Origin of the sequence: Agromyces sp. NPDC058110 (genome assembly GCF_042884735.1) — a bacterium.
In the GTDB taxonomy this organism is placed as follows: domain Bacteria; phylum Actinomycetota; class Actinomycetes; order Actinomycetales; family Microbacteriaceae; genus Agromyces.
In genome coordinates, this window is record NZ_JBHVTI010000006.1 from 246,201 (window position 1) to 269,098 (window position 22,898).

General features: G+C 72.3%; 23 protein-coding genes. 16 read left to right on the forward strand and 7 right to left on the reverse strand.

From position 1 onward, the window contains the following. Positions 1 to 15 precede the first annotated feature (15 nt). Genes ACFVS8_RS16195 through ACFVS8_RS16205 form a run of 3 tightly spaced genes read right to left on the reverse strand, consistent with a single transcriptional unit; the run spans position 16 to position 3,226 of the window. Positions 16 to 2,601, reverse strand: a complete 2,586-nt coding sequence (locus ACFVS8_RS16195) for an ATP-binding protein (RefSeq protein ID WP_387064459.1) — start codon at positions 2,599 to 2,601, stop codon at positions 16 to 18. Positions 2,602 to 2,654: 53 nt separating this feature from the next. Further along, positions 2,655 to 2,948, reverse strand: a complete 294-nt coding sequence (locus tag ACFVS8_RS16200; protein WP_387064462.1) for a hypothetical protein — start codon at positions 2,946 to 2,948, stop codon at positions 2,655 to 2,657. Then, positions 2,945 to 3,226: a DUF4242 domain-containing protein gene (locus ACFVS8_RS16205; protein WP_387064464.1), complete on the reverse strand. Its 282-nt coding sequence runs from the start codon at positions 3,224 to 3,226 to the stop codon at positions 2,945 to 2,947. The genes ACFVS8_RS16200 and ACFVS8_RS16205 overlap by 4 nt, the downstream gene beginning before the upstream one ends. A gap of 445 nt (positions 3,227 to 3,671) precedes the next feature. On the opposite strand from ACFVS8_RS16205, the gene ACFVS8_RS16210 reads away from it, so the two are divergent. The 4 genes from ACFVS8_RS16210 to ACFVS8_RS16225 all read left to right on the forward strand — a co-directional run bounded on the left by ACFVS8_RS16210 (position 3,672) and on the right by ACFVS8_RS16225 (position 7,737). Then, positions 3,672 to 5,258 (forward strand): Re/Si-specific NAD(P)(+) transhydrogenase subunit alpha, encoded by a 1,587-nt coding sequence (locus ACFVS8_RS16210; protein WP_387064467.1) that lies wholly within the window; start codon positions 3,672 to 3,674, stop codon positions 5,256 to 5,258. A 26-nt stretch (positions 5,259 to 5,284) separates the two neighbouring features. Then, positions 5,285 to 6,706 carry a Re/Si-specific NAD(P)(+) transhydrogenase subunit beta gene (gene pntB / locus ACFVS8_RS16215; RefSeq protein ID WP_387064470.1) on the forward strand — a complete coding sequence of 474 codons (1,422 nt, stop codon included), beginning with the start codon at positions 5,285 to 5,287 and terminating at the stop codon, positions 6,704 to 6,706. A gap of 132 nt (positions 6,707 to 6,838) precedes the next feature. Next, positions 6,839 to 7,423 (forward strand): HdeD family acid-resistance protein, encoded by a 585-nt coding sequence (locus tag ACFVS8_RS16220; protein ID WP_387064472.1) that lies wholly within the window; start codon positions 6,839 to 6,841, stop codon positions 7,421 to 7,423. Beyond that, entirely contained in the window at positions 7,420 to 7,737 is a 318-nt protein-coding gene (locus ACFVS8_RS16225; RefSeq protein ID WP_387064475.1) for a hypothetical protein, read from the forward strand. The genes ACFVS8_RS16220 and ACFVS8_RS16225 overlap by 4 nt, the downstream gene beginning before the upstream one ends. Positions 7,738 to 7,818: 81 nt before the next feature. Here the strand turns inward: ACFVS8_RS16225 and purB are convergent, their stop codons facing one another. Beyond that, positions 7,819 to 9,198 (reverse strand): adenylosuccinate lyase, encoded by a 1,380-nt coding sequence (gene purB, locus ACFVS8_RS16230; protein WP_387064477.1) that lies wholly within the window; start codon positions 9,196 to 9,198, stop codon positions 7,819 to 7,821. Then, positions 9,195 to 9,722: a low molecular weight protein-tyrosine-phosphatase gene (locus tag ACFVS8_RS16235; protein WP_387064479.1), complete on the reverse strand. Its 528-nt coding sequence runs from the start codon at positions 9,720 to 9,722 to the stop codon at positions 9,195 to 9,197. Before ACFVS8_RS16235 ends, purB begins: the two co-directional genes overlap by 4 nt. Before the next feature lie 92 nt (positions 9,723 to 9,814). On the opposite strand from ACFVS8_RS16235, the gene ACFVS8_RS16240 reads away from it, so the two are divergent. The 3 genes from ACFVS8_RS16240 to ACFVS8_RS16250 all read left to right on the forward strand — a co-directional run bounded on the left by ACFVS8_RS16240 (position 9,815) and on the right by ACFVS8_RS16250 (position 12,733). Further along, positions 9,815 to 10,711, forward strand: coding sequence for an aminoglycoside phosphotransferase family protein (locus ACFVS8_RS16240; protein ID WP_387064482.1), 897 nt, complete (start codon positions 9,815 to 9,817; stop codon positions 10,709 to 10,711). Positions 10,712 to 10,802: 91 nt separating this feature from the next. Beyond that, entirely contained in the window at positions 10,803 to 11,147 is a 345-nt protein-coding gene (locus ACFVS8_RS16245; protein ID WP_387064484.1) for a hypothetical protein, read from the forward strand. Continuing rightward, positions 11,144 to 12,733 carry a hypothetical protein gene (locus ACFVS8_RS16250; protein ID WP_387064487.1) on the forward strand — a complete coding sequence of 530 codons (1,590 nt, stop codon included), beginning with the start codon at positions 11,144 to 11,146 and terminating at the stop codon, positions 12,731 to 12,733. Before ACFVS8_RS16245 ends, ACFVS8_RS16250 begins: the two co-directional genes overlap by 4 nt. A 92-nt stretch (positions 12,734 to 12,825) precedes the next feature. Here the strand turns inward: ACFVS8_RS16250 and ACFVS8_RS16255 are convergent, their stop codons facing one another. Continuing rightward, positions 12,826 to 13,209, reverse strand: a complete 384-nt coding sequence (locus tag ACFVS8_RS16255; RefSeq protein ID WP_387064490.1) for a phage holin family protein — start codon at positions 13,207 to 13,209, stop codon at positions 12,826 to 12,828. Positions 13,210 to 13,269: 60 nt separating this feature from the next. On the opposite strand from ACFVS8_RS16255, the gene ACFVS8_RS16260 reads away from it, so the two are divergent. The 4 genes from ACFVS8_RS16260 to ACFVS8_RS16275 all read left to right on the forward strand — a co-directional run bounded on the left by ACFVS8_RS16260 (position 13,270) and on the right by ACFVS8_RS16275 (position 18,131). Then, positions 13,270 to 14,373 carry a histidinol-phosphate transaminase gene (locus tag ACFVS8_RS16260; RefSeq protein WP_387064891.1) on the forward strand — a complete coding sequence of 368 codons (1,104 nt, stop codon included), beginning with the start codon at positions 13,270 to 13,272 and terminating at the stop codon, positions 14,371 to 14,373. A gap of 17 nt (positions 14,374 to 14,390) precedes the next feature. After that, the gene (locus ACFVS8_RS16265; protein WP_387064493.1) at positions 14,391 to 15,524 is read left to right on the forward strand and encodes a thiamine pyrophosphate-dependent dehydrogenase E1 component subunit alpha; all 1,134 of its coding nucleotides are present in this window, start codon (positions 14,391 to 14,393) and stop codon (positions 15,522 to 15,524) included. 146 nt (positions 15,525 to 15,670) lie between these two features. Then, on the forward strand, positions 15,671 to 16,630 hold the full coding sequence (locus tag ACFVS8_RS16270; protein WP_387064894.1) for an alpha-ketoacid dehydrogenase subunit beta: 960 nt from the start codon (positions 15,671 to 15,673) through the stop codon (positions 16,628 to 16,630). A 58-nt stretch (positions 16,631 to 16,688) separates the two neighbouring features. Continuing rightward, positions 16,689 to 18,131, forward strand: a complete 1,443-nt coding sequence (locus ACFVS8_RS16275; protein ID WP_387064496.1) for a dihydrolipoamide acetyltransferase family protein — start codon at positions 16,689 to 16,691, stop codon at positions 18,129 to 18,131. Positions 18,132 to 18,161: 30 nt separating this feature from the next. Here ACFVS8_RS16275 and ACFVS8_RS16280 read toward each other — a convergent pair whose 3' ends face one another. Beyond that, the gene (locus ACFVS8_RS16280) at positions 18,162 to 18,656 is read right to left on the reverse strand and encodes a GNAT family N-acetyltransferase (protein WP_387064499.1); all 495 of its coding nucleotides are present in this window, start codon (positions 18,654 to 18,656) and stop codon (positions 18,162 to 18,164) included. Positions 18,657 to 18,774: 118 nt separating this feature from the next. Here ACFVS8_RS16280 and ACFVS8_RS16285 point away from each other — a divergent pair, with 118 nt between their 5' ends. The 5 genes from ACFVS8_RS16285 to ACFVS8_RS16305 all read left to right on the forward strand — a co-directional run bounded on the left by ACFVS8_RS16285 (position 18,775) and on the right by ACFVS8_RS16305 (position 22,887). After that, a complete protein-coding gene (locus ACFVS8_RS16285) occupies positions 18,775 to 19,854 on the forward strand; it encodes a metal ABC transporter substrate-binding protein (RefSeq protein WP_387064502.1) in 1,080 nt (359 codons plus the stop codon). 7 nt (positions 19,855 to 19,861) lie between these two features. After that, on the forward strand, positions 19,862 to 20,644 hold the full coding sequence (locus ACFVS8_RS16290) for a metal ABC transporter ATP-binding protein (protein WP_387064505.1): 783 nt from the start codon (positions 19,862 to 19,864) through the stop codon (positions 20,642 to 20,644). Between the two features lie 70 nt (positions 20,645 to 20,714). After that, positions 20,715 to 21,647: a metal ABC transporter permease gene (locus tag ACFVS8_RS16295; RefSeq protein WP_387064508.1), complete on the forward strand. Its 933-nt coding sequence runs from the start codon at positions 20,715 to 20,717 to the stop codon at positions 21,645 to 21,647. Continuing rightward, positions 21,644 to 22,486 (forward strand): metal ABC transporter permease, encoded by an 843-nt coding sequence (locus ACFVS8_RS16300; RefSeq protein ID WP_387064510.1) that lies wholly within the window; start codon positions 21,644 to 21,646, stop codon positions 22,484 to 22,486. Before ACFVS8_RS16295 ends, ACFVS8_RS16300 begins: the two co-directional genes overlap by 4 nt. Further along, positions 22,483 to 22,887, forward strand: coding sequence for a Fur family transcriptional regulator (locus ACFVS8_RS16305; RefSeq protein ID WP_387064513.1), 405 nt, complete (start codon positions 22,483 to 22,485; stop codon positions 22,885 to 22,887). Before ACFVS8_RS16300 ends, ACFVS8_RS16305 begins: the two co-directional genes overlap by 4 nt. The last annotated feature ends 11 nt before the right edge of the window (positions 22,888 to 22,898 follow it).

A 22,898-nucleotide genomic window follows, 5' to 3' on the forward strand; every position in this document is an offset into this window, starting at 1 on the left:
CCGATGAGCTGGGGCTCAGCCGAGCCCCAGCTCGTCCGCGGAGCGGATGATGTCGCGGCGGCTGGCGAGCCCGAGCTTGGCGAGGATCGCCGACACGTGGTGGTCGGCCGTCTTGGCCGAGATGTAGAGGCGATCGGCGAGCTCGGCGTTCGTATAGCCCTGCGCCACGAGCCGCGCCACGTCGAGCTGCCGGTTGGTGAGACCCGACGGGTTCGCGAGCGTGCTCCGGCGCGGGCGGGGCGGCAGGCCCGTCACGCCGAGCTCGGCCAGCCGTTCCCTGGCCCGAGCTGCGGTCGCGTCGACCCCCATCGCGTCGAGGCGCGCGAGCGCGTCCCTCGCTGCCTCGGGGGCGCTCCCGTGCACGGCCGAGAGCGCAGCGTCGAAGGGCGCGCCGAGTGCGTCCCAGGCGGCGGACGCCTCGGCATGGGCCCCCGCGAGTTCGAGCCGGTGCGGCCCCGAGACCGCGGCCGATTCCGCGGCCCCGTGCCGCCGAGCACCGAGGCGCGCGAGCCAGACGAGCAGTTCGCCGACGGCCCACTCCGTGCCGGGCAGCGAGGCGGCGCGCGCGAGGTGGGCGTCGACCTCGTCGAGCAGGGGCTCGGCTTCGCCGGTGGTCCACGAGCGTTCGGCGTACGCGGCGAGCACCGCGAGCACCATGAGCGACTCGCCGAGTTCGAGGCTGTCGCGCCACGCGGCATCCAGATGCGCGTCGACGTCGACGGTGCCGTCGCCGCGGCGCAGCGCGAGCAGGGCCGTCACGAGGTGCGGCCACACCGTCGCGAGCGGTGCGCCGTGCTCGTCGAGGATCGCGGCGGCGTCTTCGGCCGAGGCCGTCCAACGCCCGCGGAGCAGGTGCAACCGTGCACGCATGCCCGTCTGCCACTGGGAGCAGATCGGGATCTCGCGCTCGACCGTGAGCGGGATGGACTGCGCCAGCACCGCCTCTGCCTCCCGGAACCGACGGTGCTCGATGTCGAGCGCCGACAGGTTCGAGTACGCGGTCGTGCCGATCTCGTCGAGCGAGCGCTCGATCGCGGTCGCCGCGTGCATGAGCAGCAGCCCTCGACTGGCAAGGCGGCCCTCCACGAGGTCGGCCGCGGCATCCGTGATCGACAGACGCAGCCGGGCGGTCGATCCTGCCGACGCCTCGGTGCCGTCGACGATGCCCCGTGCGGCGCCGAGGTCGTGCCGGCGGTACGCGAGGTAGGCCATGGTCGCGCGGGCGGATGCCTCGGCGTCGCCGCCCGCGCCCGCGGCCGCCGCGAGCGAGGCATGCGTCTCGGCGGCCGCGCGCCGGGCGGAGTAGTACTCCACGATCGCCCGCCGGTCGTGCGCGGCGGCGATGCCGGCGGCGTCGCCGAGCTGTTCGCGCAGCCGGAGGGCGGCCGAGATCGACTCGATCGAGTCGGGCAGCCGGCTCACCATGTACTGCTCGGTGCTGAGCGCCTCGAGCAGCCGTGCCCGCTCGTCGGGGTCGTCGTCGAGCTGCTCGAGCGCGAGCTCCAGGAACGACACGGCTTCGCTGTGGGATGCCGCGGCGATCGCCTCCTCGGCCGCGACCGTCGCGTGACGGAGCGTGCGCGGCCCATCGTCGGCGGCCGCGGCGTGGTGCGTGAGCACGGCGGCGTCGCCGGAGCCGAGCCGCTCGAACGCGTCGAGGAGGCGGCGGTGCAGGAGCGCCTCGACACCGGGCTGGATCGACTCGGTCAGCGCCAGCCGCGCGAGCTCGTGCCGAAACCCGACGCCGCGGCGCGTGCGCACGAGCAGTCCGGTGGCCTCGAGCGAGCGAAGGGTCGGCACGTCGATGCCGAGGGGCGGCAGCAGGCGGTCGTCGAGGCCGTCGGGAGCGACTGCGATGAGCTCCAGGATGTCGCGTCCGGCACCGTCGACCTGCGCGGTGCTCGCGAGCACCGCGTCGCGCACGGTGGCGGGCATCTCGTCGCCCGGATGGCGGGCGATCTCGCCGACGAAGAACGGGTTGCCGCCCGTGACCTCGAGCACCCGTGCCGGGTCGGCAGCCTCGCCGACGATCGCGGTGACGGCGTCGATGGTGAGCGGCCGCAGCTGCAGTCGCGTCTCGCGTTCGGCGCGGGCCGTCTCGCCGAGCAGCGGCAGCAGCGGATGGCCGACGCCCACGGTGGTGTCGCGGTAGCTCAGCACGAGCAGCACCGGCAGTGCGTCGAGTCGCCGTACGAGGTGGCGCAGCACCTCGACCGACGCGGCGTCGATCCACTGCGCGTCCTCGATGACGAGGATGGTGGGTTCGGCGGCCACGAGGTCGACCAGGTGCCGCTCGGTGTCGCCGAGCGGTCGGGCCGCGGCGCCCGCGAGCGAGGCGGGCCGGGCTTCGAGCCGGTCGAGCACCTCGGAGATCGGTCCGAGGGGGCGTGGCGTCGCAAGCGGGTCGCAGAGGCCGCGCACGAGACGAGGGGCGGATGCTGCGAGCGGCCCGTCCTCGCTGCGGTCGAACGCGGCGGCGAGCAGGCTCGTCTTGCCCGAGCCCGCGTCGCCCGTGACGACGAGCACCCGCCCGCCGTCGCCGATGCCGCGCACCTCGCGCTCGATCGTCGCGAGCTCGGGTGCCCGCTCGAACAGCCCCATGGCGCCATGGTAGGCGTCACGGGGCTGTTCCGGCGGGGTATCGGCGGTCGGGCTCACCCGAGTCCGATGCCGAGGATCGCCGCGTGGCGCTGCGCGAGCAGCTGCATCGCCATGAGCTCCTGGGCGTGCCGCATCGACAGCTCCTCACGGGCGACGACGCGGTCGACGAGGCGGGCGCTGGGTCGGGCGCGGGGTCGGCGGACGCGTGCGGCACGCGGCATCCGCCCCACTGCCCGGCTCCCGCCGAGACGGCGGACGAGGTCGACGAGACCGTCGACGAACCGGCCGGCGCGCTGGAGATGCTCGACGCGAGCGCCGGCGGTCGCGAAGACCGGTTCGGAGATCATGCCGCCTCCCGAGCCGTGTGCGGACCGAAGTCGGCCACGACCTCGGCGACGACGTTCGCGGGGAAGCCGCCGCGGCGCGCGTGCTCGCGCACCACCTCGGCGCTCTCCGCGCCGTGCAGGCAGTAGAGCTTGTCGCCGGCGACGAACGTGGTGACCCAGAGGTAGGGCAGGCCGAGGGAGTCGACCGCGTCGCACGACGTGCGGGCGATCTCGACGAGCTGCGCGTGGGTGAGTTCGGACGCCCCGGGGACGTCTCGTTCGATGAGGAAGGTCTTCATGGCGGTGCTTTCGTTTCGAGGTGGAACCGATCGATCGACCGGACAGCCCCATGGTCGGTCGGCCGGCCCCGGTGGGGCATCGGGAGCGGCTCCCCATGTTCGGTTGGGGAGTCCCGAGGACCGGCTGGGGGTCCCGAGGACCGTCTGGGCAGTCGCGCATTTCCGTTGCATGAAAGAACTGCGATTCCTTCACGTTGAACGGGTCGAAACATGCGTTCGCCGACGCGCGGCCGACCATACGCTGACCCCCGAGCACGACCACCCGAGACCGGCCAGGAGCGCCCGCCGCAGTCCGCGCGAATGCGCCCTGCCTTCGGCGTCGTTCTGCGCCTAGGGTGGTGCTCGCAGCACCGTCGCCGCATCGCACGTCCGCGTGCGTCCCGCGGAGACGGCCCGAAAGCCGCAGCGCCGCACCGAGGGGCGCGCCGACGTGAAGGAGCACCGCATGGCCCAGATCGGCATCGTGACCGAGCACTCCCCCGAGACGAGGGTCGCGGCCACGCCCGCCACGGTGAAGCAGCTCGTCGCGCTCGGCTATCGCGTCGTCGTCGAGGCCGGCGCGGGCGATCGGTCGGCGTTCCTCGACTCCGCCTACACCGAGGCGGGCGCCGAGCTCGTCGCACGCAGCACCGCGCTCGGCAGCGAGATCGTGCTGATGGTCAACGCGCCCACCGAGGCCGACATCGCCGAGCTGGTGCCCGGGGCGACGATCGTCGGCGTGTTCGCCCCCGCCTTCAATCCGGCGCTGCTCCAGGCCCTCGCCGACCACGGCGTGACCGCGCTCGCGATGGACGCCGTGCCGCGCATCTCCCGCGCTCAGTCGATGGACGTGCTGAGCTCGATGGCGAACATCGCGGGCTACCGCGCGGTCGTCGAGGCGGCGCACGAGTTCGGCCGCTTCTTCACCGGGCAGGTCACGGCGGCCGGCAAGGTGCCGCCCGCGAAGGTGCTCGTCGCGGGGGCGGGCGTCGCCGGCCTCGCGGCCATCGGCGCGGCGTCGAGCCTCGGCGCGATCGTGCGGGCGACCGACCCCCGCCCCGAGGTCGCCGACCAGGTCAAGTCGATCGGCGGCGAGTACCTGAAGGTCGAGGTCGAGGTCGAGCAGTCGACCGACGGCTACGCGAAGGCCACGAGCGAGGCGTACGACCGGCACGCCGCCGAGATGTACTCCGAGCAGGCGGCCGACGTCGACATCATCATCACGACCGCGCTCATCCCGGGCCGTCCGGCGCCCAAGCTCATCACGGCGGCGGATGTCGCGAGCATGCGCTCGGGCAGCGTGATCGTCGACATGGCCGCCGGACAGGGCGGCAACGTGGCGGGCTCCGTCGCGGGCGAGCGCATCGTGACGCCGAACGGGGTGACGATCCTCGGCTACACCGACCTGGCGTCGCGACTGCCCACGCAGGCGTCGCAGCTCTACGGCACGAACGTCGTGAACCTGCTGAAGCTCCTCACCCCGGCCAAGGACGGCGAGCTCGTGCTCGACTTCGACGACGTCGTGCAGCGCGCGGTCACCGTGACGCAGCCCGGTTCGGTGACGTGGCCTCCCCCGCCCGTGCAGGTGTCGGCGGCGCCCGCCGCGGCATCCGCTGCTCCGGATGCGAAGCCCGTGAAGCCGGCGCGCGCACCGATGACACCGGTCAAGAAGGTGTTGCTGGTGGCCCTCGGCATCGCCGCGCTGTTCGCGGTGAACGCGGTGGCCCCCGCGCCGCTCCCCCAGCACTTCACGGTGCTCGTGCTCTCGGTCGTCGTCGGCTTCTACGTGATCGGCAAGGTCGCGCATGCGCTGCACACCCCGCTCATGAGCGTCACCAACGCGATCTCGGGCATCATCGTCGTCGGCGCCATGGTGCAGATCACGAGCCCCGAGCCGGTCGTGCAGGTGCTCGCCGCGGTGGCCGTGCTGCTCGCGTCCATCAACATCTTCGGCGGGTTCGCCGTGACCCGGCGCATGCTCGCCATGTTCGCGCGCGGGCACGCCTCCGAGAGCCGCGCATCCGACACGACGGCCGCCGGCCGCAACGACTGACGCCAGAACCCACCAGGAGCCCGAACGTGCCAGAGACCACCGCACTGCTCACCCCGGCGTCGATCGCCGGAGCCGCCTACATCGTCGCCGCGCTGCTGTTCATCCTCAGCCTCGCGGGCCTCAGCAAGCAAGAAACCGCCAGAGCAGGTGTCGGCTACGGCATCGCCGGCATGGCCATCGCGCTCGTCGCGACGATCGTCGTCGTCGTGACCGGCGCGTGGGGCACCCCGCAGGCCACGCTCGGCCTGAGCCTGCTCGCCGGGGCCGTGATCGTCGGCGGGGCCATCGGCCTCTGGCGCGCCCGGGTCGTCGAGATGACCGGCATGCCCGAGCTCATCGCCCTGCTGCACAGCTTCGTCGGCCTCGCGGCCGTGCTCGTCGGCTGGAACGGCGCGCTCGAGGAGACCGGCATGACCGGCGCCCTCCTCGACATCCACCACGCCGAGGTCTTCATCGGCGTCTTCATCGGCGCCGTCACGTTCACGGGGTCCATCGTCGCGTTCCTCAAGCTGTCGGCGCGCATGAAGTCGGCGCCGCTCATGCTGCCCGGCAAGAACGCCCTCAACCTCGGCGCACTGGTCGCCTTCGTCGCGCTCACCGTCTGGTACGTCATCACGCCCGAGCTGTGGCTCCTCGTCGTCGTGACGGCGCTCGCCCTCGCGCTCGGCTGGCACCTCGTGGCCTCCATCGGCGGCGGCGACATGCCCGTCGTCATCTCGATGCTGAACAGCTACTCGGGCTGGGCGGCCGCCGCCGCGGGCTTCCTGCTCAACAACGACCTGCTCATCGTGACCGGCGCGCTCGTCGGCTCCTCGGGTGCCTACCTCTCGTACATCATGTGCAAGGCCATGAACCGGTCGTTCATCTCAGTCATCGCGGGCGGGTTCGGCATCGCCGCGCCCACCTCGTCGGGCGAGGTCGAGGGAGAGACCCACGAGATCCAGCCCTCGGATGCCGCCGCGCTGCTGCGCGACGCGCGCACCGTGATCATCACGCCCGGCTACGGCATGGCCGTCGCCCAGGCGCAGTACCCGGTCGCCGAGCTCACCGCGAAGCTGCGCGAGCGCGGCATCGGGGTCCGCTTCGGCATCCACCCCGTCGCCGGTCGCCTGCCCGGGCACATGAACGTGCTCCTCGCCGAGGCCAAGGTGCCCTACGACGTCGTCGAGGAGATGGACGAGATCAACGACGACTTCGCCGACACGTCGGTCGTGCTCGTCATCGGCGCCAACGACACCGTCAACCCGGCTGCCGCAGAGGACCCGGGCAGCCCCATCGCCGGCATGCCCGTGCTGCGCGTGTGGGAGGCATCCAACGTCATCGTGTTCAAGCGATCCATGGCGGCGGGCTACGCGGGCGTCGCGAACCCGCTCTTCACGCGCGACAACGCGCAGATGCTCTTCGGCGACGCGAAGGACCGGGTGCAGGACATCATCAACGCGCTCTGACCGCGTCGACCGCGCTCGGACCGCGACGCGGCGCACGGGCGCGGTCGTCGCGGGCGCTGCGGGCTCTCAGGTTCGCGCCCTCGCGGCGCGTAGGATGGACCGGTATCCCCCTCCGAAGTGAAAGAGGTCGCCGTGGCCACCGCCCGCGATGCCGCCCCGGAGCGCGCCCAGTACTGGGTCGTCCCGGTCGTCCGCGGACTCCTCGCCCTCGTGCCGGCCGTGGTCATCACGTTCTCGCAAGACCACTCGGCCGCGCTCGGCCTGACGACGTTCGGCGTCTGGGCGGTCGTGTCGGGCCTCGTGCTGGGCGCGCTGTCCCTGCGCCTCATCGACGACCGCGGCATCCGCTCGCTCTTCGCCATCAACGGCGTCGTGACCGTCGTCGCCGGACTGCTCGCGCTCACCGTGCCCGGCGGCCTGCCGTTCCTGCTCTTCATCGTGAGCGCGTGGGCGGCCGTCACCGGGTTCGTGGAGCTCTACGCGGGCCTCCGCGGTCGCGGCCGCACCGCAGCTGCGCGCGACTGGATCGTCGGAGGCGCGTTCACGGCGATCCTCGCCATCGTCTTCCTCCTGCTTCCGCCCGACACGGTCACCGCAGTCGGCCTCATCGGCGGCTACCTGGTCGTGCTCGGCGTCTACCTGCTCATCGGCGGGTTCTCGTTGAAGTGGGCCGCGGCGGCCGACGCCCAGGCATCCCGATCGGAGCGACTCCAGTGAGCAAGCCCTCAGGCGACTACCAGCCGACCCGCCGCGAGGTGCTCCGCCCCGCGGAGTACGTCGGCGGTGCGGCGATCGCCGCGATCTTCGTCGGCGTCGTGGTGATCGGCGTCACGCGCGACGTCGTGCTCACCGCCATCGCGACGGGCGGCGTGTTCATCATCGTGCTCGTCGTGCTCGCGCTGCTCGCCATGGCGATCAAGCCCGATGCCGCCGAGTCGGCCGAACTCGATGACGACGCCGCGGCACGTGCCGAACGCGACGGCGACTCCGGCGGCACGCCGGCAGGCCCGCAGGCGCCCTCGGGGCACTGACTCCGCATTCGGGCGCGCGCCCGGCGCACCGACCCCGCATTGGGGCGCGCGCCCGGCGCACCGGACACGCGCCCGGGATCGTCAGATGCGGTCGACGAGCTCCGACGCGATGCCGGTGTACGTGCCCGGCGTGAGCGCCAGTAGGCGCTGCTTCGCGTCGTCGCCGATCTCGAGCGCGCTCACGAACTCGACGAGGTCGGCCTGGCCGATGCGCTTGCCCCGCGTAAGCTCCTTGAGGAGGGCGTAGGGGTCGGCGATGCTCGAGCGGCCGGCGGCCACTTCGGCGCGGATCACCGTCTGGATCGCCTCGCCGAGCACCTCCCAGTTGCCGTCGAGGTCGGCCGCGAGCACGTCGAGGTCGAGGTCGATCTCGCCGAGGCCGCGCTGGATGTTGTCGAGCGCGAGCATCGAGTGGCCGAAGCCGACGCCGATGTTGCGCTGCGCGCTGGAGTCGGTCAGGTCGCGCTGCAGCCGCGAGGTCACGAGCGTCGCGGCGAGCGAGTCGAGCAGGGCGCTCGAGAGCTCGAGGTTCGCCTCGGCGTTCTCGAAGCGGATCGGGTTGACCTTGTGCGGCATGGTCGACGAGCCGGTCGCGCCGGCGACGGGCGTCTGGCGGAAGATGCCGAGCGAGATGTAGGTCCAGATGTCGGTCGCGAGGTTGTGCAGCACGCGGTTCGCGTGCGAGACGCGGCCGTAGAGCTCGGCCTGCCAGTCGTGCGACTCGATCTGGGTGGTGAGCGGGTTCCACGTGAGGCCGAGCGACTCGACGAAGTCGCGCGAGACCTCGGGCCACGCGACATCCGGAGCCGCGACGACATGCGCCGAGAACGTGCCCGTCGCGCCCGAGAACTTGCCGAGGTACTCGGTCGCCTCGACCTGCTTCGCGATGCGCTCGAGGCGGTGCACGAAGACCGCGAGCTCCTTGCCCATGGTCGACGGCGTCGCGGGCTGGCCGTGCGTGCGCGAGAGCATGGCGTCGTCGCGGTGCTTGACGGCGAGCTCGGCGATCGTCGCGATGACGGCGCGGTACTTCGGCAGCCAGACCTGCTGCACCGCGTCGCGCACGGTCACGGCGTACGAGAGGTTGTTGATGTCCTCGCTGGTGCAGGCGAAATGGGTCAGCTCGGCGAGGTGGTCGAGGTTCAGGTCGCTGAGGCGGCGGCGCACGTAGTACTCGACGGCCTTGACGTCGTGGCGCGTGGTGGCCTCGAGCGAAGCGAGCTCGTCGATGTCGGGCTGGCCGAAGTCGGTCACGACCCGGCGGAGCGCCGCCTTCTGGTCGTCGGAGAGCGGCGAGGTGCCGAAGAATCCGCGGTCGGTCTGCGCGATGAGCCATTCGACCTCGACGTGCACCCGCGCGCGGTTCAGGCCGGCTTCGGAGAGGTGTTCGCCGAGGGTTCCGACGGCGGCGCGGTACCGTCCGTCGAGGGGGCTGAGCGGCTGGGGAGGAAGCGTGGTCATCGGATTCCTTGTCTGAGAGCGGGAGCGAGTTGGCGGAAGAGCGCCTGCGTCGCCTGCTCTATCATCCCAAGAACTCGATCGAAGGCCGCTCCGTCCGAGTAGTAGGGGTCGGGCACGTCCTGCAACGCGGCGAGCTCGGCGTCGAACTCGAGCAGCAGTCGCACCTTCTGCTGGTCGACGTCGTCGTGCGCCCAGTTGCGCAGGATGCGGGCCTGGCCGCGGTCGAACGCGACCACGAGGTCGAGGTTCGGGAAGTCGCCGGGGTCGAACTGGCGCGCGCGATGCCTCGAGCCGTCGTAGCCCGCGCGCTCGAGGGCCTCGATCGTGCGCCGGTCGGCTTGCTCGCCCACGTGCCAGTCGCCGGTCGCGGCGGACTCGATCCGGATGCGCGACGACACCCCTGCGTCATCGGCGAGCGTGCGCAGCACGGCCTCGGCCATCGGCGAGCGGCAGATGTTGCCGGTGCAGACGAAGGACACTCGGAACGGCTGCGCGAATCCCCCAGCGGCGTCCGCACGCGTCATGCCCTCCATCATGGCCGCGATGCGCGTCGGGCGCAGCAGAATCTTCGGGCGTACGCTGGCCAGCGCACGAGTGCGGCGGAGGGAGCGCGACGATGGCCGATGCGCCCGAGGCCGACCTGCACCCCGACGAGGAGCTCGTGCGCCGGCTCGTCGCCCACCAGCACCCCGATCTCGTCGGGCCCGTGCGGCGCGAGACCAACGGCTGGGACAACGTCGTGTTCCGGCTCGGCGACGACCTCGCAGTGCGGATGCCGCGGCGCACCCAGGCGGTCGGCCTCGTGCTGCACGAGCAGCAGTGGCTGCCCACCCTCGCCCGGCGACTGCCGATCGCGGTGCCTGCGCCGATCCGGGTCGGCGTGCCCGCACCCGAGTTCGGCTACGACGCGCCCTGGAGCATCGTGCCGTGGCTCTCAGGCGCGTCGGCACTCGCGTTCGAGGAGTCGTCGAGGGATGCCGCGGCCGAGGCGCTCGCGGAGTTCGTCGCCGCGCTCGCCGTGCCGGCTCCGGCCGACGCCCCCGCGAACGCGTTCCGCGGGGTGCCGCTCGCGAGGCGCGACGCCTCGGTGCGGGCGCGACTGGCCGGCGGTCGCCTGGCCGACCCCGACGGCGTGGAGCGGGCGTGGGAGCGTGCGCTCGCGGCATCCGTCTGGCATAGGCCGCCGGTGTGGCTGCACGGTGACCTGCACCCGGCCAACCTCCTGCTGCACGCCGACGGCTCGCTCGCCGCCGTGATCGACTTCGGCGACCTCACGTCGGGCGATCCGGCGACCGACCTCGCGACGGCGTGGCTCACGTTCGGACCGCGGGGGCGCGAGCGGTTCGTGCGCCGGGTCGAGGAACTGGTCGCCGTCGATGCCGCGACCTGGGAGCGTGCCCGCGGATGGGCGCTCGTCGTCGCGACCGCCGTCGTCGACGCGACCGACGCCGGCACCCCGCTCGCGCGTGCAGCGGTCGGCGTGCTCGAGGGCATCACGGCCGAGCTCGGCTGAGTCGCCCTCCACAGCCGCCTTCGCAATCCTCGGTGCCGACGACGGATGCCGCGGGCGGCCGTCCGCCGTGCGGCGTCGCGAGACTGGCCCGATGACCACCTCCGACGACTGGGACCACGCGCTGCATGCGCTCTGGAGCGGCACCGCGGCGACGCCCGACCAGGTCGGTGCCGTGCGCAGCCTCGGCGACGGGCTGCACGAGCTCGCCGAAGACCTCGGCATCGGTGCGCGGAGCGGGTTGCCCGAGGCGCCGGTCGCGTGGTGCTCCCCCGCGGGCACCGCGTACGCGGAGGTGCTCGTCGGCCTCCGCGAGACGCTCACGTCGACCGGCGTCGCGTTGGCGAACGCCGCCGACGCGGTCTCGTCGTGCGCGAGCCTCCTGCAGGCTCGGGTCGACGAGCACGCCGCCGCACTGGCCATGCGGCCGGCGTCGTGAGCGACACCCTGACGATCTCGGGTGCGGGATCGACGGCGGTCGCGGTCGACAGCCTCCTCGCCGACGTCGACCGCCTCGTGCGGGCCGAGGCGCGCGTCTCGGGGTGGATCTCCCGGTTCGACGACCTCCATGCGAGGTCGCTGGCGCTGTGCGCCGAGGCCTCCTCGAGCGGGCCGCTCCCGTGGCCGGAGGTCGACCTGCGTGCGGTGGGCGTGCGCCTCGAGGAGGCGGCGTGCCGCATCTCCGGCGTGCGTCAGGGCCTCGAGCAGAGCGCCGAGCGCTATGGCTCGACCGAGCGGTTCGTCAGCGCCCTGTGGGACCTCGGCGGCGAGCTCGGCGCACGGGCGCTCGGGTTCGTGGCGCCGCAGGCGCTCGCCGGGTCGGTGCTCGCGATGCTCCCCCTCGTGCTGCCGACGCTCGTCGGGCTCGCCGTGGCCCGCGCGTTCGGTGCACTCCCCGAGTCCGGGGTCGCCGACGGGGCTGCCCACGCGGTCGTGCGCTGGCTCGAGCAGCACCGCGACGTGCTCGGCGACCCGGCGTTCGTGCGGCTCGTCCGAACGTTCGCCGACCACGCCGACGACGCCCTGCTCGCAGCGAGCCACGTGCCGGCCCTCGCGGGGGTCGGGAGCCTGGTCGACGCACCCGAGAGCGCGTCGCTGCTGCTCGGCGCGGCCGGAGTCCTGGGGCTCGTGACGACCGGGCGGGCGTTGGTCGACCGGCCGGTGAGGGTCGAGCGACTCGACGCCGAACACCGGGGTGCCGAACGCCTCGGTGCCCAACACTCCGGAGCCGATCGCCCCGGTGCCGGGGAGCGCGCTGCCGTTCCAGAGCGCGACACGACCGTCGCACCGCCGTCGGCATCGGCGGCAACGCCTCCGCCCGACGGGTTCGAAGACCTGGCCGCACGCGTTCCGCGCAGCGACGGCGAGGCCCAGATCACCGTCGAGCGGTACTCGGTCGACGGTGAGCAGCGGTGGATGGTCTACATCGGAGGCACGGTCGAGTTCGGCGGCGTGGCCGGGCCCGAGCCGTTCGACATGACCTCGAACATCCACGGCATCGCCGACGACGCCCCGATCGATGCGGCGCGGGTCGCCGGAGCCGACTCTGGTGCGGCCGAACGCGCCGTGCGCGACGCCCTCGTCGCGGCCGGAGCCGAGCCCGGCGACCCGATCCTCGCCGTGGGCCACTCGGGTGGGGGCGTGATCGCCGCAGCGCTCGCCGCGGATCCCGAACTGAACGTGGTCGGCGGGGTGAACCTCGGCGGCCCGATCGCCACGGCGCAGATCCCCGATGGGCGTCCGTTCGTGTCGGTCGAGCACGAAGACGACCTGGTGCCGGCCACCGGGGGTTCGGGGCACGCGTCCGGCGTGCAGGTCGTGGCGCGTCGCGCGATCGATCCGGGCGCCGGGGGCGATGCCGGGCTGCCCGCACACCAACTCGTCGAGTACCGCCGCACGACCGCCATCATGGACGACTCCGACGATCCGGGGCTCGTCGCGTTCCGCGCGGGCATCGCCGAATTCACGGGCGGGACGGTCGGCGAACGCAGCCGATGGCGGGCCGAGCGCGACCCGGCGGGCTGAACCCGGCAGACCGTGCCCGGCCGGCCCGGGCCGGACCCTGCATCCGCTGTCTGCCGGGATCGGGCCGGAGCGCGCCCGGCCCGATCAGGCGGTCAGTCCCGGCTCGGCCGCACGACGAGGCCGATGAGCCAGCTGAAGAGGCCGAGCACGAGGGCGCCGAGCACGCCCCACCAGAAGCTCTCGACCACGAGGCCGAAGCCCATCAGGTCGCTGAACCAGTCGACGATCAGCAGCAGCAGCCCGTTCACGATGAACGAGATGAGCCCGAGGGTCAGCACGTAGAGCGGGAACGCGACGACCCTGATGAAGGTGCCGATGATCGCGTTGACGAGTCCGAAGATCGCGGCGACGAGCAGGTAGGTGAGCACCGTGCCGATCGTGGTGTCCTCGTACGGCACGACGTTGACCCCGGCGACGAGCAGGGTCGTGAGCCAGAGGGCGAATGCGACGACGATGACCTTGATGAGGAAGCGCATGAGGCCATGCTCGCAGACGCGACGCGGCATGGGCGAGAAGGTAGCGTGGAAACCGTGACCATTCCCGAGTCGACGGCGCCGGGCATCCGCCTCCGTCCAGAGATCGCCGCCCTCCCTCCGTACCGGCAGGGCCGCCCTGCGCCCGCCGACGGGCACAAGCTCTCGAGCAATGAGAACCCGTTCGACCCGCTGGCCGGCGTGGTCGAGGCCGTCGCGGCGACCGCCTCGCGGATCAACCGCTACCCCGATGCCACCGCCCTCGCGCTGCGCGAACGCCTCGCCGAGCGTTTCGGGGTCACGGCCGACGAGGTGCTGGTCGGCAGCGGCTCGGTCGCGCTGCTCGCGCAGTTCATCCTGGCCGCCGCGTCGCCGGGCGACGAGGTGATCTACTCCTGGCGATCGTTCGAGGCGTACCCCGGGCTCGTCACGGTCGCCGGCGCCATGAGCGTGCAGATCCCGAACCGCCCCGACCACGGTCACGACCTCGATGCGATGGCCGACGCGATCACCGATCGCACGCGCGTCGTGATCGTGTGCTCCCCGAACAACCCGACGGGCGTCGCGGTCACCGCGGCCGAGTTCGACGCGTTCATGGCGAGGGTGCCGAGCGACCTGCTGGTGCTGCTCGACGAGGCCTACGTCGAGTTCGTGCGCGACGAGGCATCCGTCGACGGCCGCACACTCATCGGGCGCCACCCGAACCTCGTCGTGCTGCGCACCTTCTCGAAGGCCTACGGCCTCGCGGGGCTGCGAGTCGGCTACGCCGTCGGACCGGTCGCCGTGCTCGACGCCGCGCGCGCCACGGCGATCCCGCTCGCGGTCACCGCGGCCGCCAGCGCTGCGGGCATCGCCTCGCTCGAACCGGCCGCCGAGGCCGAACTGCTGACGAGGGTCGACGATCTCGTCGAGCGCCGCGGTCGTCTGCGAGACGGACTCGTCGCGCAGGGCTGGGCGGTGCCCGAGGCGCAGGGCAACTTCGTCTGGCTGCCGACCGGCGCGGCCACGGCCGCCGTCGCGGAGCGCCTGTTCGACGCCGGAGTCGTGGTGCGGGCCTTCCCGCCCGAGGGCATCCGGGTGTCGATCGGCGAGCACCAGTCTGTCGATATCCTCCTCGGGATCCTCGAAGAGCTTGTGCCGGCTTCACAAGAAGGGCGCCCCGAGTAGCGGGTAGCGTGAAAACCGTGGTCGCCCAGGAACGAGAATTCACCGCGCCGACGGTGCAACTGCTGACCCCCGAGGGAGCGCTCCGGCCCTCCCCCGAGGCCGAGGCCTACCTCCCGCTGATCGAGGCGCTCGGCGACGCCGAGCTCGAGCAGTTCCACCGCGACATGGTGATCTCGCGCCGCATCGACGTCACGGGCGCGAACCTCCAGCGGCAGGGCCAGTTGGCGCTCTGGGTGCCGAGCCACGGCCAGGAGGCCGCGCAGGTGGGCTCCGCGCGAGCCTCCCGGCCGCAGGACCACATCTTCCCGTCGTACCGCGAGCACATCGTCGGCCGCATCCGCGGGCTCGACCCCGTGCGCATCCTCGGCCTGCTCCGCGGCGCGACGCTCGGCGGCTGGGACCCCGCCGACAACGGCAACTTCCACCTCTACACGCTCGTGCTCGCGTCGCAGACGCTGCACGCCACGGGCTACGCGATGGGAATCCGGTTCGACGGTGCATGCGGCACGGGCGACCCCGAGACCGATGCCGCAGTGCTCGTGTACTACGGCGACGGCTCGACCTCGCAGGGCGACGCCAACGAGGCGCTCGTGTTCGCCGCGAGCTACCAGGCGCCGCAGGTCTTCTTCGTGCAGAACAACCAGTGGGCGATCTCGGTGCCGGTGTCGCGCCAGTCCCGCACCCCGCTCTCGCTCCGCGGCGGCGGCTTCGGCATGCCGAGCCTGCGCATCGACGGCAACGACGTGCTCGTGAGCTACGCCGCGACGCGCGTCGCGCTCGAGGAGGCGCGCGCCGGCCAGGGCCCGACGTTCATCGAGGCGCTGACGTACCGCATGGGCGCGCACACCACGGCCGACGACCCGACCAAGTACCGCACCGACGACGAGGTCGCGTACTGGGCCGAGCGCGACCCGATCACCCGGTACCGGGCCTGGCTCGAGTCCCGCGGCGCCTCGGCGGCCTTCTTCGACTCCGTCGACGAAGAGGCGGCGGATGTCGCGAGCGACGTCCGCAGGCGCGCCCTCGAGCTCACGGCCCCGACGCGCGAGACGATCTTCGAGCACGTGTACAGCGAGGCGCACCCGCTCATGGCCGAGCAGTCGGCCTGGCTCCAGGCGTACGAGACCGGATTCGAGGGAGGCGCAGCATGAGCACCGACATCGAGGAGCAGCTGCAGGCCGGGGCGGTCGAGCCCGCCACGGCGACCGAGTCGAACGTGCCGGGGCCCGTCGACGGCGAGCCCGCGGCATCCGGAGCCCAGGCGGAGCCCGCCGTGAAGGGCGTGCAGACGCTCTCGATGGCCAAGGCCATCACCGCCGGCCTCCGCGAGGCGCTCCGGGCCGACGACAAGGTGCTGCTCATGGGCGAGGACATCGGCCCGCTCGGCGGCGTGTTCCGTGTCACCGAGGGGCTGCAGGCCGAGTTCGGCGACCACCGGGTGCTCGACACCCCGCTCGCGGAGTCGGGCATCGTCGGCACCGCGATCGGCCTCGCGATGCGCGGCTACCGGCCCGTGATCGAGATCCAGTTCGACGGGTTCATCTTCCCGGCGTTCGACCAGATCACCACGCAGCTCGCGCGCATGAACCTGCGCCACGAGGGCCGCATGCCCATGCCGATCGTGATCCGCGTGCCGTACGGCGGGCACATCGGCTCGATCGAGCACCATCAGGAGAGCCCCGAGGCGTACTTCGCGCACACGCCAGGCCTGCGCGTCGTCAGCCCGTCGAGCCCGCACGACGCCTACTGGATGATCCAGGAGGCCATCGCCTCGAACGACCCCGTGCTGTTCTTCGAGCCCAAGAGCCGCTACTGGCCGAAGGGTCCCGTCGACCTCGACCGCTCGGGCGTTCCGCTGCACTCGAGCCGGGTCATCCGATCGGGCACCGACGTCACGGTCGTCGGGCACGGCGCGATGATCTCGACGCTGCTGCAGGCGGCCGACATCGCGGCCGGAGAGGGCACGAGCCTCGAGGTCGTCGACCTCCGCTCGCTCTCCCCCATCGATTACGGGCCGCTGCTCGAGTCGGTCAACCGCACCGGCCGGCTCGTGGTCGCCCAAGAGGCGTACGGTTCGGTGAGCGTCGGCTCCGAGATCGCCGCGACCGTCGCCGAGCGCGCGTTCTACTCGCTCGAGGCGCCCGTGCTGCGCGTCTCGAGCTTCGACACGCCGTTCCCGCCGGCCGCGCTCGAGACCGAGTACCTGCCGAGCCCCGACCGGGTGCTCGAGGCCGTCGATCGCGCACTCGCGTACTGACGGCGCACACCGATTCGATATGACCTTGACGGCATAGATCGACTGCGAGGGTGGAGAGATGACTGAGATCCGATTCCCGTTGCCCGATGTCGGGGAGGGACTCACCGAAGCCGAGATCGTGCAATGGCGCGTCGCGCCCGGCGATTCCATCGCGCTCGACCAGGTCTTCGTCGAGATCGAGACCGCGAAGTCGCTCGTCGAGCTGCCGAGCGCCTTCGAGGGCGTCGTCACCGAGCTGCTGGTCGCCGAAGGAGCGACGGTCGACGTGGGCACGCCGATCCTCGTGGTGCAGACGACGGATGCCGGCGGCGCGCCGGCCTCGACCGCTCCCCCGTCGGTCGAGCCCGCCGCGGCCGCGACACCGGCTGAATCGGTTACGCAGGTTGCCGCCCAGGCCGCGCCGGCTCCCGCCTCCACCGTGGCCTCGCACGCGCCCGCCCCTTCGGAGGGCGGCGGAGCCGTGCTCGTCGGCCACGGATCGTCGGGTCCGTCGAGCACCCGCCGCCGTCAACGCCATCCATCCCCCGGCGGGGCGCACGAGCACCTCGCGCCGGCGCCGCCGGCTCCCCCGGTTCCCCCGGTGCAGACGCCCGCGCCCGACAGTGCCGCTCCGGTCGCGCCCGCACGCCCCGATTCCGGGGTGCCGGTGATCGCGAAGCCGCCGATCCGCAAGCTCGCGAAAGACCTGGGCGTCGACCTCTCGCGGGTCGCGCCGACCGGGCCGATCGGTGACATCACTCGTGACGACGTGATCCGCGAGGCGAGCCAGGCCAGCGTGTTCCGCAACATCCAGACGCCCGAGGCTCCGTCCGACCGCGAGACCCGCATTCCGGTCAAGGGCGTTCGCAAGGCGATCGCGAGCGCAATGGTGCAGAGTGCATACTCTGCGCCGCATGTATCGGTCTTCGTCGACGTCGATGCGACGCGCACCATGGAGTACCTGAAGCGCCTGAAGTCCTCGCCCGACTACGCCGGCATCCGCATCTCACCGCTGCTCATCATGGCGAAGGCCATGCTGTGGGCCGTGCGCCGCAACCCGACCGTCAACGCCCAGTGGACCGATGACGAGATCATCGTCAAGCACTACGTCAACCTCGGCATCGCCGCGGCGACCCCCCGAGGGCTCATCGTGCCGAACGTGAAGAACGCGCAGGACATGTCGATGGTCGAGCTCGCGACGGCGCTCGAGAAACTGACGCTCACCGCCCGCGAGGGCAAGACGCAGCCGGCCGAGATGCAGGGCGGCACGATCACGATCACGAACATCGGCGTCTTCGGCATGGACACCGGCACGCCCATCCTGAACCCGGGCGAGGTCGGCATCGTCGCCCTCGGCACGATCAAGCAGAAGCCGTGGGTCGTCGACGGCGAGGTGCGTCCGCGATTCGTCACCACCATCGGCGGGTCGTTCGACCACCGGGTCGTCGACGGCGACGTCGTCTCGCGATTCGTCGCCGACGTCGCCTCGATCATCGAGGAGCCGGCGCTGCTGCTCGAGTAGCGTGCGCGCGGCTGCGCCGGACGCGGCCCGCTAGAAGCGGATCTCGTAGGTGATCGAGTCGTCGGTGCGGATGTGCTCCGCCATGCCGACGTGCTCGAGCACCCGACGGGCCGGGAGGTTCGAGATCTCGGCCTCGGCGCGCACCGTGCGCGCGCCGTTCGCGCGGGCGAGCGCGATCGCCTCGCGCACCACGCTCACGGCCAGGCCTCGACCGCGCGCGGCGGGAACGAGGGCGAACGCGAACTCGATGACGCCGTCGTCGGAGAGCGGCCCGAACAGGTTCACGCCGCCGACTGCGGCACCCGCGGCATCGCCGTCGAGGAGGTGCACGAGGTACGGGCCGAAGGGCGCCGGGTCGCCCGACGCGCGCACGGCTGCGACGAACTCGCGCAGGAGCTCGGGCTCCTCGGTGAACGAGTACCCGCCCTCCCAGCCGTCGCGGGGGTCGACTTCGCCGGAGAGGAGCCGCTCTGCGTCATCGACGGTGAACGGATGCAACGCGAGTGAGGGGGTCGTCGTATCCACGTGCTTCATGCTCGCACGGGCGACCGACAAGTGCGAGGGGCAGTGACCCACATTTCACGAAGGTGCAATGTCGTACATGGTTTTGACAATCATTATCAATAAACGTAGATTCGGAGGCATGACGAACTCCCGACGCCGCTCCCGGCGACCGCTGCCCGCCCTCGCCGCCCTCGCGACGTTCGGGGTCGCCGCGCTGGCCCTGACCGGGTGCGCGACGTCGTCCGGCTCCGCGGCGCCGGGCACCACGTCCGGGCCGCAGATCGTGGCCACCACGACCCAGGTCGGCGACTTCGTGCACGAGCTCGCCGGCGACGAGGTCGGGCTCACGCAGCTGCTCTCCCCCGGCCAGAGCGCGCACAGCTTCGACCCGTCGGCCGCGCAGCTGCTCGCCCTCGGCAACGCCGACGCCGTCGTCATGAACGGCGCGGGCCTCGAGTCGTGGCTCGACGACGCCCTGCAGGCGTCCGGGTTCGACGGCGTGCTCATCGACGCGAGCACCGGCATCGAGCTCTTCGGCACCGACGAGCACGACGACCACGACCATGACCAAGCCGCCGACGCCGCCGACCACGCCGACGACCACGAGGGCGAGGAGGCCGACGACGACCACGGTCACGACCACGGTGCCGGGAACCCCCATATCTGGACCGACCCCGAGCTCGCCGGCACGATGGTCGAGAACATCGCCGACGGACTCGCCGGGCTGGAGGGCATCGACGGCGCCGCGCTCGAGGCGAACCGCACCGCCTACCTCGGGCAGCTCGACGACCTCGATCACTGGATCGAGCAGAGCGTCGACCAGGTGGCCGAGGGCTCGCGCCTGCTCGTGACGAACCACGACGCGTTCACCTACTACGTCGACGCGTACGACATCGACTTCATCGGCAGCGTCATCCCGAGCTTCGACGACAACGCCGAGCCGAGCGCCGCCGACATCGACGAGCTCGTCGCCGCGATCGAGGCGACCGGCACGAAGGCCGTGTTCTCCGAGGCGTCGCTGTCGCCGAAGGCGGCGGAGGCGATCGCGAAGGAGGCCGGCGTGACGGTCTACTCGGGGCCCGATGCGCTCTACGGCGACTCGCTGGGCGAAGCCGGAACCGAGGGAGCCACCTACGTCGGCTCGCAGATCCACAACACGCGACTGATCGTCGAGTCGTGGGGCGTGGAGCATTCCGCGCTCCCGGCGTCGCTGCGATGATGACTCCATGAACTCGGGCGTGGTGCTGACACTCGAGGATGCCGCGTTCACCCATCCGGGAGGCGACGGCGTCAGCGAGCTCGACTTCACGGTCTCCCCCGGCGAGGCCGTCGCGCTCATCGGGCCGAACGGCGCCGGCAAGTCGACGCTGCTCCGCGGAGTGCTCGGCCTGGTGCCGCTCACCGGCGGGCGCATGAGGCTCGGCGGTGAGCTCGCCGATGGCGACGCGACGCATGCCGATCACGGCATGGTCGGGTTCCTGCCGCAGACCATGGAGTTCGACGTCGACTTCCCGATCAGCCTCGAGCAGGTCGTGATGCAGGGCAGGTACCGCCGACTGGGGCTGCTCCGCTGGCCGGGTCGCGCCGATCGCGACGCCGTGCGCACCGCGCTCGACACCGTGGGGCTCACCGAGCAGGCCGGCAAGCGGTTCGGCTCGCTGTCGGGCGGGCAGCGCCAGCGGGGCCTGCTCGCACGGGCGCTGGCCGCCGATCCGCGCCTGCTGCTGCTCGACGAGCCGTTCAACGGCCTCGACCAGCCGAATCGCGACGCGCTCGTCGACACCGTGCGCCGACTCAAGCAGTCGGGCGTCGCGGTGCTCGTGTCGACGCACGACCTCGACCTCGCGCAGCAGGTCTGCGACTCGGTGCTGCTGCTGAACAAGCGGCAGACGGCCTTCGGGCCGGTGCAGGACGCGCTCACCCTCGCCAATGTGCGGGACTGCTTCGAGGGCGTCGAGGTCGAGATCGACGAGCACACGCTCGTCGTGCCCGACCACGAGGGGCATTGATGCCGGAACGCGCATATGCGCCGACCGCGGTGCGCGGCCGGCGGCGGGGGAGCGGCGCCGGGAGCGCCGCATGAGCCTCGTCGACGCCCTGTTCGGCGCGTTCGCGCTGCCGTTCATGTCGCGGGCGCTGCTCGTGATGCTCGTGCTCTCCGTGGTCGCCGGCGTGGTCGGCGTGCTCGTGAACCTGCGCGGCCTCGAGTTCATCTCCGACGGCCTCACGCACGCGGTGTTCCCCGGACTCGCGATCGGGCTCGCGGTCGGTGGAGCGGCCGGGGTGCTGCCCGGCGCGGCGATCGCCGCCCTGCTCGGCGCCGTCGCGCTCACCTGGCTCTTGCGCTCGGGCATCGCGAACGACGCGGGCATCGCCGTCGTGCTGACGGCTGCGTTCAGCATCGGCGTGATCGTCGTGTCGCGGAGCGACGACTATGCGGGGGCGCTCGAGGAGCTCCTGTTCGGGCGGGTGCTGACCATTCCGCCGAGCGACGTCGTGCCGCTCGTCGTGATCTCGGCGATCGCACTGGCGATGGTCGGCATCACCGCCAAGCAGCAGGTGTTCCGAGCCTTCGACCCCGCAGGCAGTCGTGCCGCGGGCAACCGGGAGTTCGCGCTCGACCTCACGCTCAACGCGGCGGTCGCGCTCGTGGTCGTGGCCGGCGCGAGCACGGTCGGGTCGCTGCTCGTGCTCGCCCTGCTCGTCGTGCCCGGTGCGACCGCACGACTCCTGAGCGGGCGCCTCTGGCGGCTCTTCCCGATCGCGGGCGCGTTCGCCGCGATCGCCTCCTGGCTCGGGCTATCGGCGGGCTTCGCCGCGAGCGTCGGGGCTGGGGTCGACCTGCCGGCGGGCAGCACCATCGTCGCGGTGTTCGTGCTCGCCTACGCGGTCGTGCTGCTCGGCAGCCTGCTGGTCTCGGCCGCCGGGCGACGGGGTGCTCGTCGCGACGGGCTCCGCGCCGCTGCGCCCACCGCCAGGGCCGTGGCGCACGCGGGGGAGGGGCGACCGTGACCTACTTCGAACGCGCCATGCTCGCCGCGGCCGTGATCGGCGCGGTCGGCGGCTTCGTGGGCACGCTCGTGGTGCTGCGCAAGCGCACCTTCTTCGCGCAGGCGCTCACGCACGGCACCTACCCCGGCGCCGTCGCGGCGGCGGCGCTCGGCGTGAGCGTGCCGCTCGGTGCGGCCGCGGTATCCGTCGTGCTCGTGCTCGTGATGACCGGCATCGCCCGCGTGCGCAACCAGGGAGCGCAGGTGGCGGCGGGCATCGTGCTCACCGGCGGCTTCGCCGCAGGCGCCATCCTGGCCGCCGTCGTGCCGAGCCTGCCCGTGCAGCCCGAGTCGCTGCTCGTCGGCTCGATCCTCACCGTGACGAACGCCGACATCGCCCTCGCCGTCGCCGTCGGCCTGGCGGCGCTCGTGCTGGTGGTCGTGTTCGGCCGTCGCATCGTGTTCTCGACCTTCGACCAGGCGGGGTTCCGCGCCGCGGGCTACCGGGAGTGGCCGGTCGAGCTGCTCGTGCTCGGCCTCACGGCAGCCACCGTCGTGAGCGCCCTGCCCGCGGTCGGCGCGATCCTCGCGATCGCCCTCATCGCGGCCCCGGCCGCGGCAGCGCGACTCGTGACCACGACGTACCGCGGCATGCTCGTCGTCGCGCCCCTCGTCGGTGCCGCCTCGGGCGTGCTCGGCGTGCTCGCATCACGCTCGCTCGCGGTCGCCGCCGGGCCGGCGATCGTGCTCACGGCGACGACGTTCCTGATCGTCGCGCTCGCCGGCTCCAAGGTTCGGGCACTACCGTGGAGGGCGTCCGCGATACCCGTGGAGACCGCAGAGGACGCACGCACCGCATGAAGCGCAACACCTGGCAACGCGAAGCCGTTCGCGAAGCCCTCGACGGCACCGAGGGGTTCATCAGCGCGCAGGCGCTGCACTCGTCGCTGCACGCCAGCGGTTCGCCGATCGGACTCGCGACCGTCTATCGCGCGCTCGGCGACCTCGCCGCAACGGGGGAGGCCGACTCGCTGCAGTCGCCCGAGGGCGAATCGCTCTACCGGGCGTGCAGCACGACCGGCCACCACCATCACCTCATCTGCCGCAACTGCGGTCGCACCGTCGAGATCGCCGCCGACGAGGTCGAGGCGTGGGCGCAGCGCACGGCGGCCGAGCACGGCTTCACGCAGGCGGCCCACGTGGTCGACATCTTCGGCCTGTGCGCCGAGTGCACGGCGTCGCAGGCGGCCGAGAGCCGCTGACCCGCTCGCGC

What these genes read in the sequence shown, in the direction of transcription:
- ACFVS8_RS16200 (WP_387064462.1), bottom strand. Translation starts at nt 2,948, where the DNA reads ATGATCTCCGAACCGGTCTTCGCGACCGCCGGCGCTCGCGTCGAGCAT.
- ACFVS8_RS16270 (WP_387064894.1), top strand. Translation starts at nt 15,671, where the DNA reads ATGGCCAAGGCCATCACCGCCGGCCTCCGCGAGGCGCTCCGGGCCGAC.
- ACFVS8_RS16210 (WP_387064467.1), top strand. Translation starts at nt 3,672, where the DNA reads ATGGCCCAGATCGGCATCGTGACCGAGCACTCCCCCGAGACGAGGGTC.
- ACFVS8_RS16305 (WP_387064513.1), top strand. Translation starts at nt 22,483, where the DNA reads ATGAAGCGCAACACCTGGCAACGCGAAGCCGTTCGCGAAGCCCTCGAC.
- ACFVS8_RS16255 (WP_387064490.1), bottom strand. Translation starts at nt 13,209, where the DNA reads ATGCGCTTCCTCATCAAGGTCATCGTCGTCGCATTCGCCCTCTGGCTC.
- ACFVS8_RS16205 (WP_387064464.1), bottom strand. Translation starts at nt 3,226, where the DNA reads ATGAAGACCTTCCTCATCGAACGAGACGTCCCCGGGGCGTCCGAACTC.
- ACFVS8_RS16295 (WP_387064508.1), top strand. Translation starts at nt 20,715, where the DNA reads ATGAGCCTCGTCGACGCCCTGTTCGGCGCGTTCGCGCTGCCGTTCATG.
- ACFVS8_RS16290 (WP_387064505.1), top strand. Translation starts at nt 19,862, where the DNA reads ATGAACTCGGGCGTGGTGCTGACACTCGAGGATGCCGCGTTCACCCAT.
- purB (WP_387064477.1), bottom strand. Translation starts at nt 9,198, where the DNA reads ATGACCACGCTTCCTCCCCAGCCGCTCAGCCCCCTCGACGGACGGTAC.
- ACFVS8_RS16195 (WP_387064459.1), bottom strand. Translation starts at nt 2,601, where the DNA reads ATGGGGCTGTTCGAGCGGGCACCCGAGCTCGCGACGATCGAGCGCGAG.
- ACFVS8_RS16240 (WP_387064482.1), top strand. Translation starts at nt 9,815, where the DNA reads ATGGCCGATGCGCCCGAGGCCGACCTGCACCCCGACGAGGAGCTCGTG.
- ACFVS8_RS16235 (WP_387064479.1), bottom strand. Translation starts at nt 9,722, where the DNA reads ATGACGCGTGCGGACGCCGCTGGGGGATTCGCGCAGCCGTTCCGAGTG.
- ACFVS8_RS16275 (WP_387064496.1), top strand. Translation starts at nt 16,689, where the DNA reads ATGACTGAGATCCGATTCCCGTTGCCCGATGTCGGGGAGGGACTCACC.
- ACFVS8_RS16245 (WP_387064484.1), top strand. Translation starts at nt 10,803, where the DNA reads ATGACCACCTCCGACGACTGGGACCACGCGCTGCATGCGCTCTGGAGC.
- ACFVS8_RS16285 (WP_387064502.1), top strand. Translation starts at nt 18,775, where the DNA reads ATGACGAACTCCCGACGCCGCTCCCGGCGACCGCTGCCCGCCCTCGCC.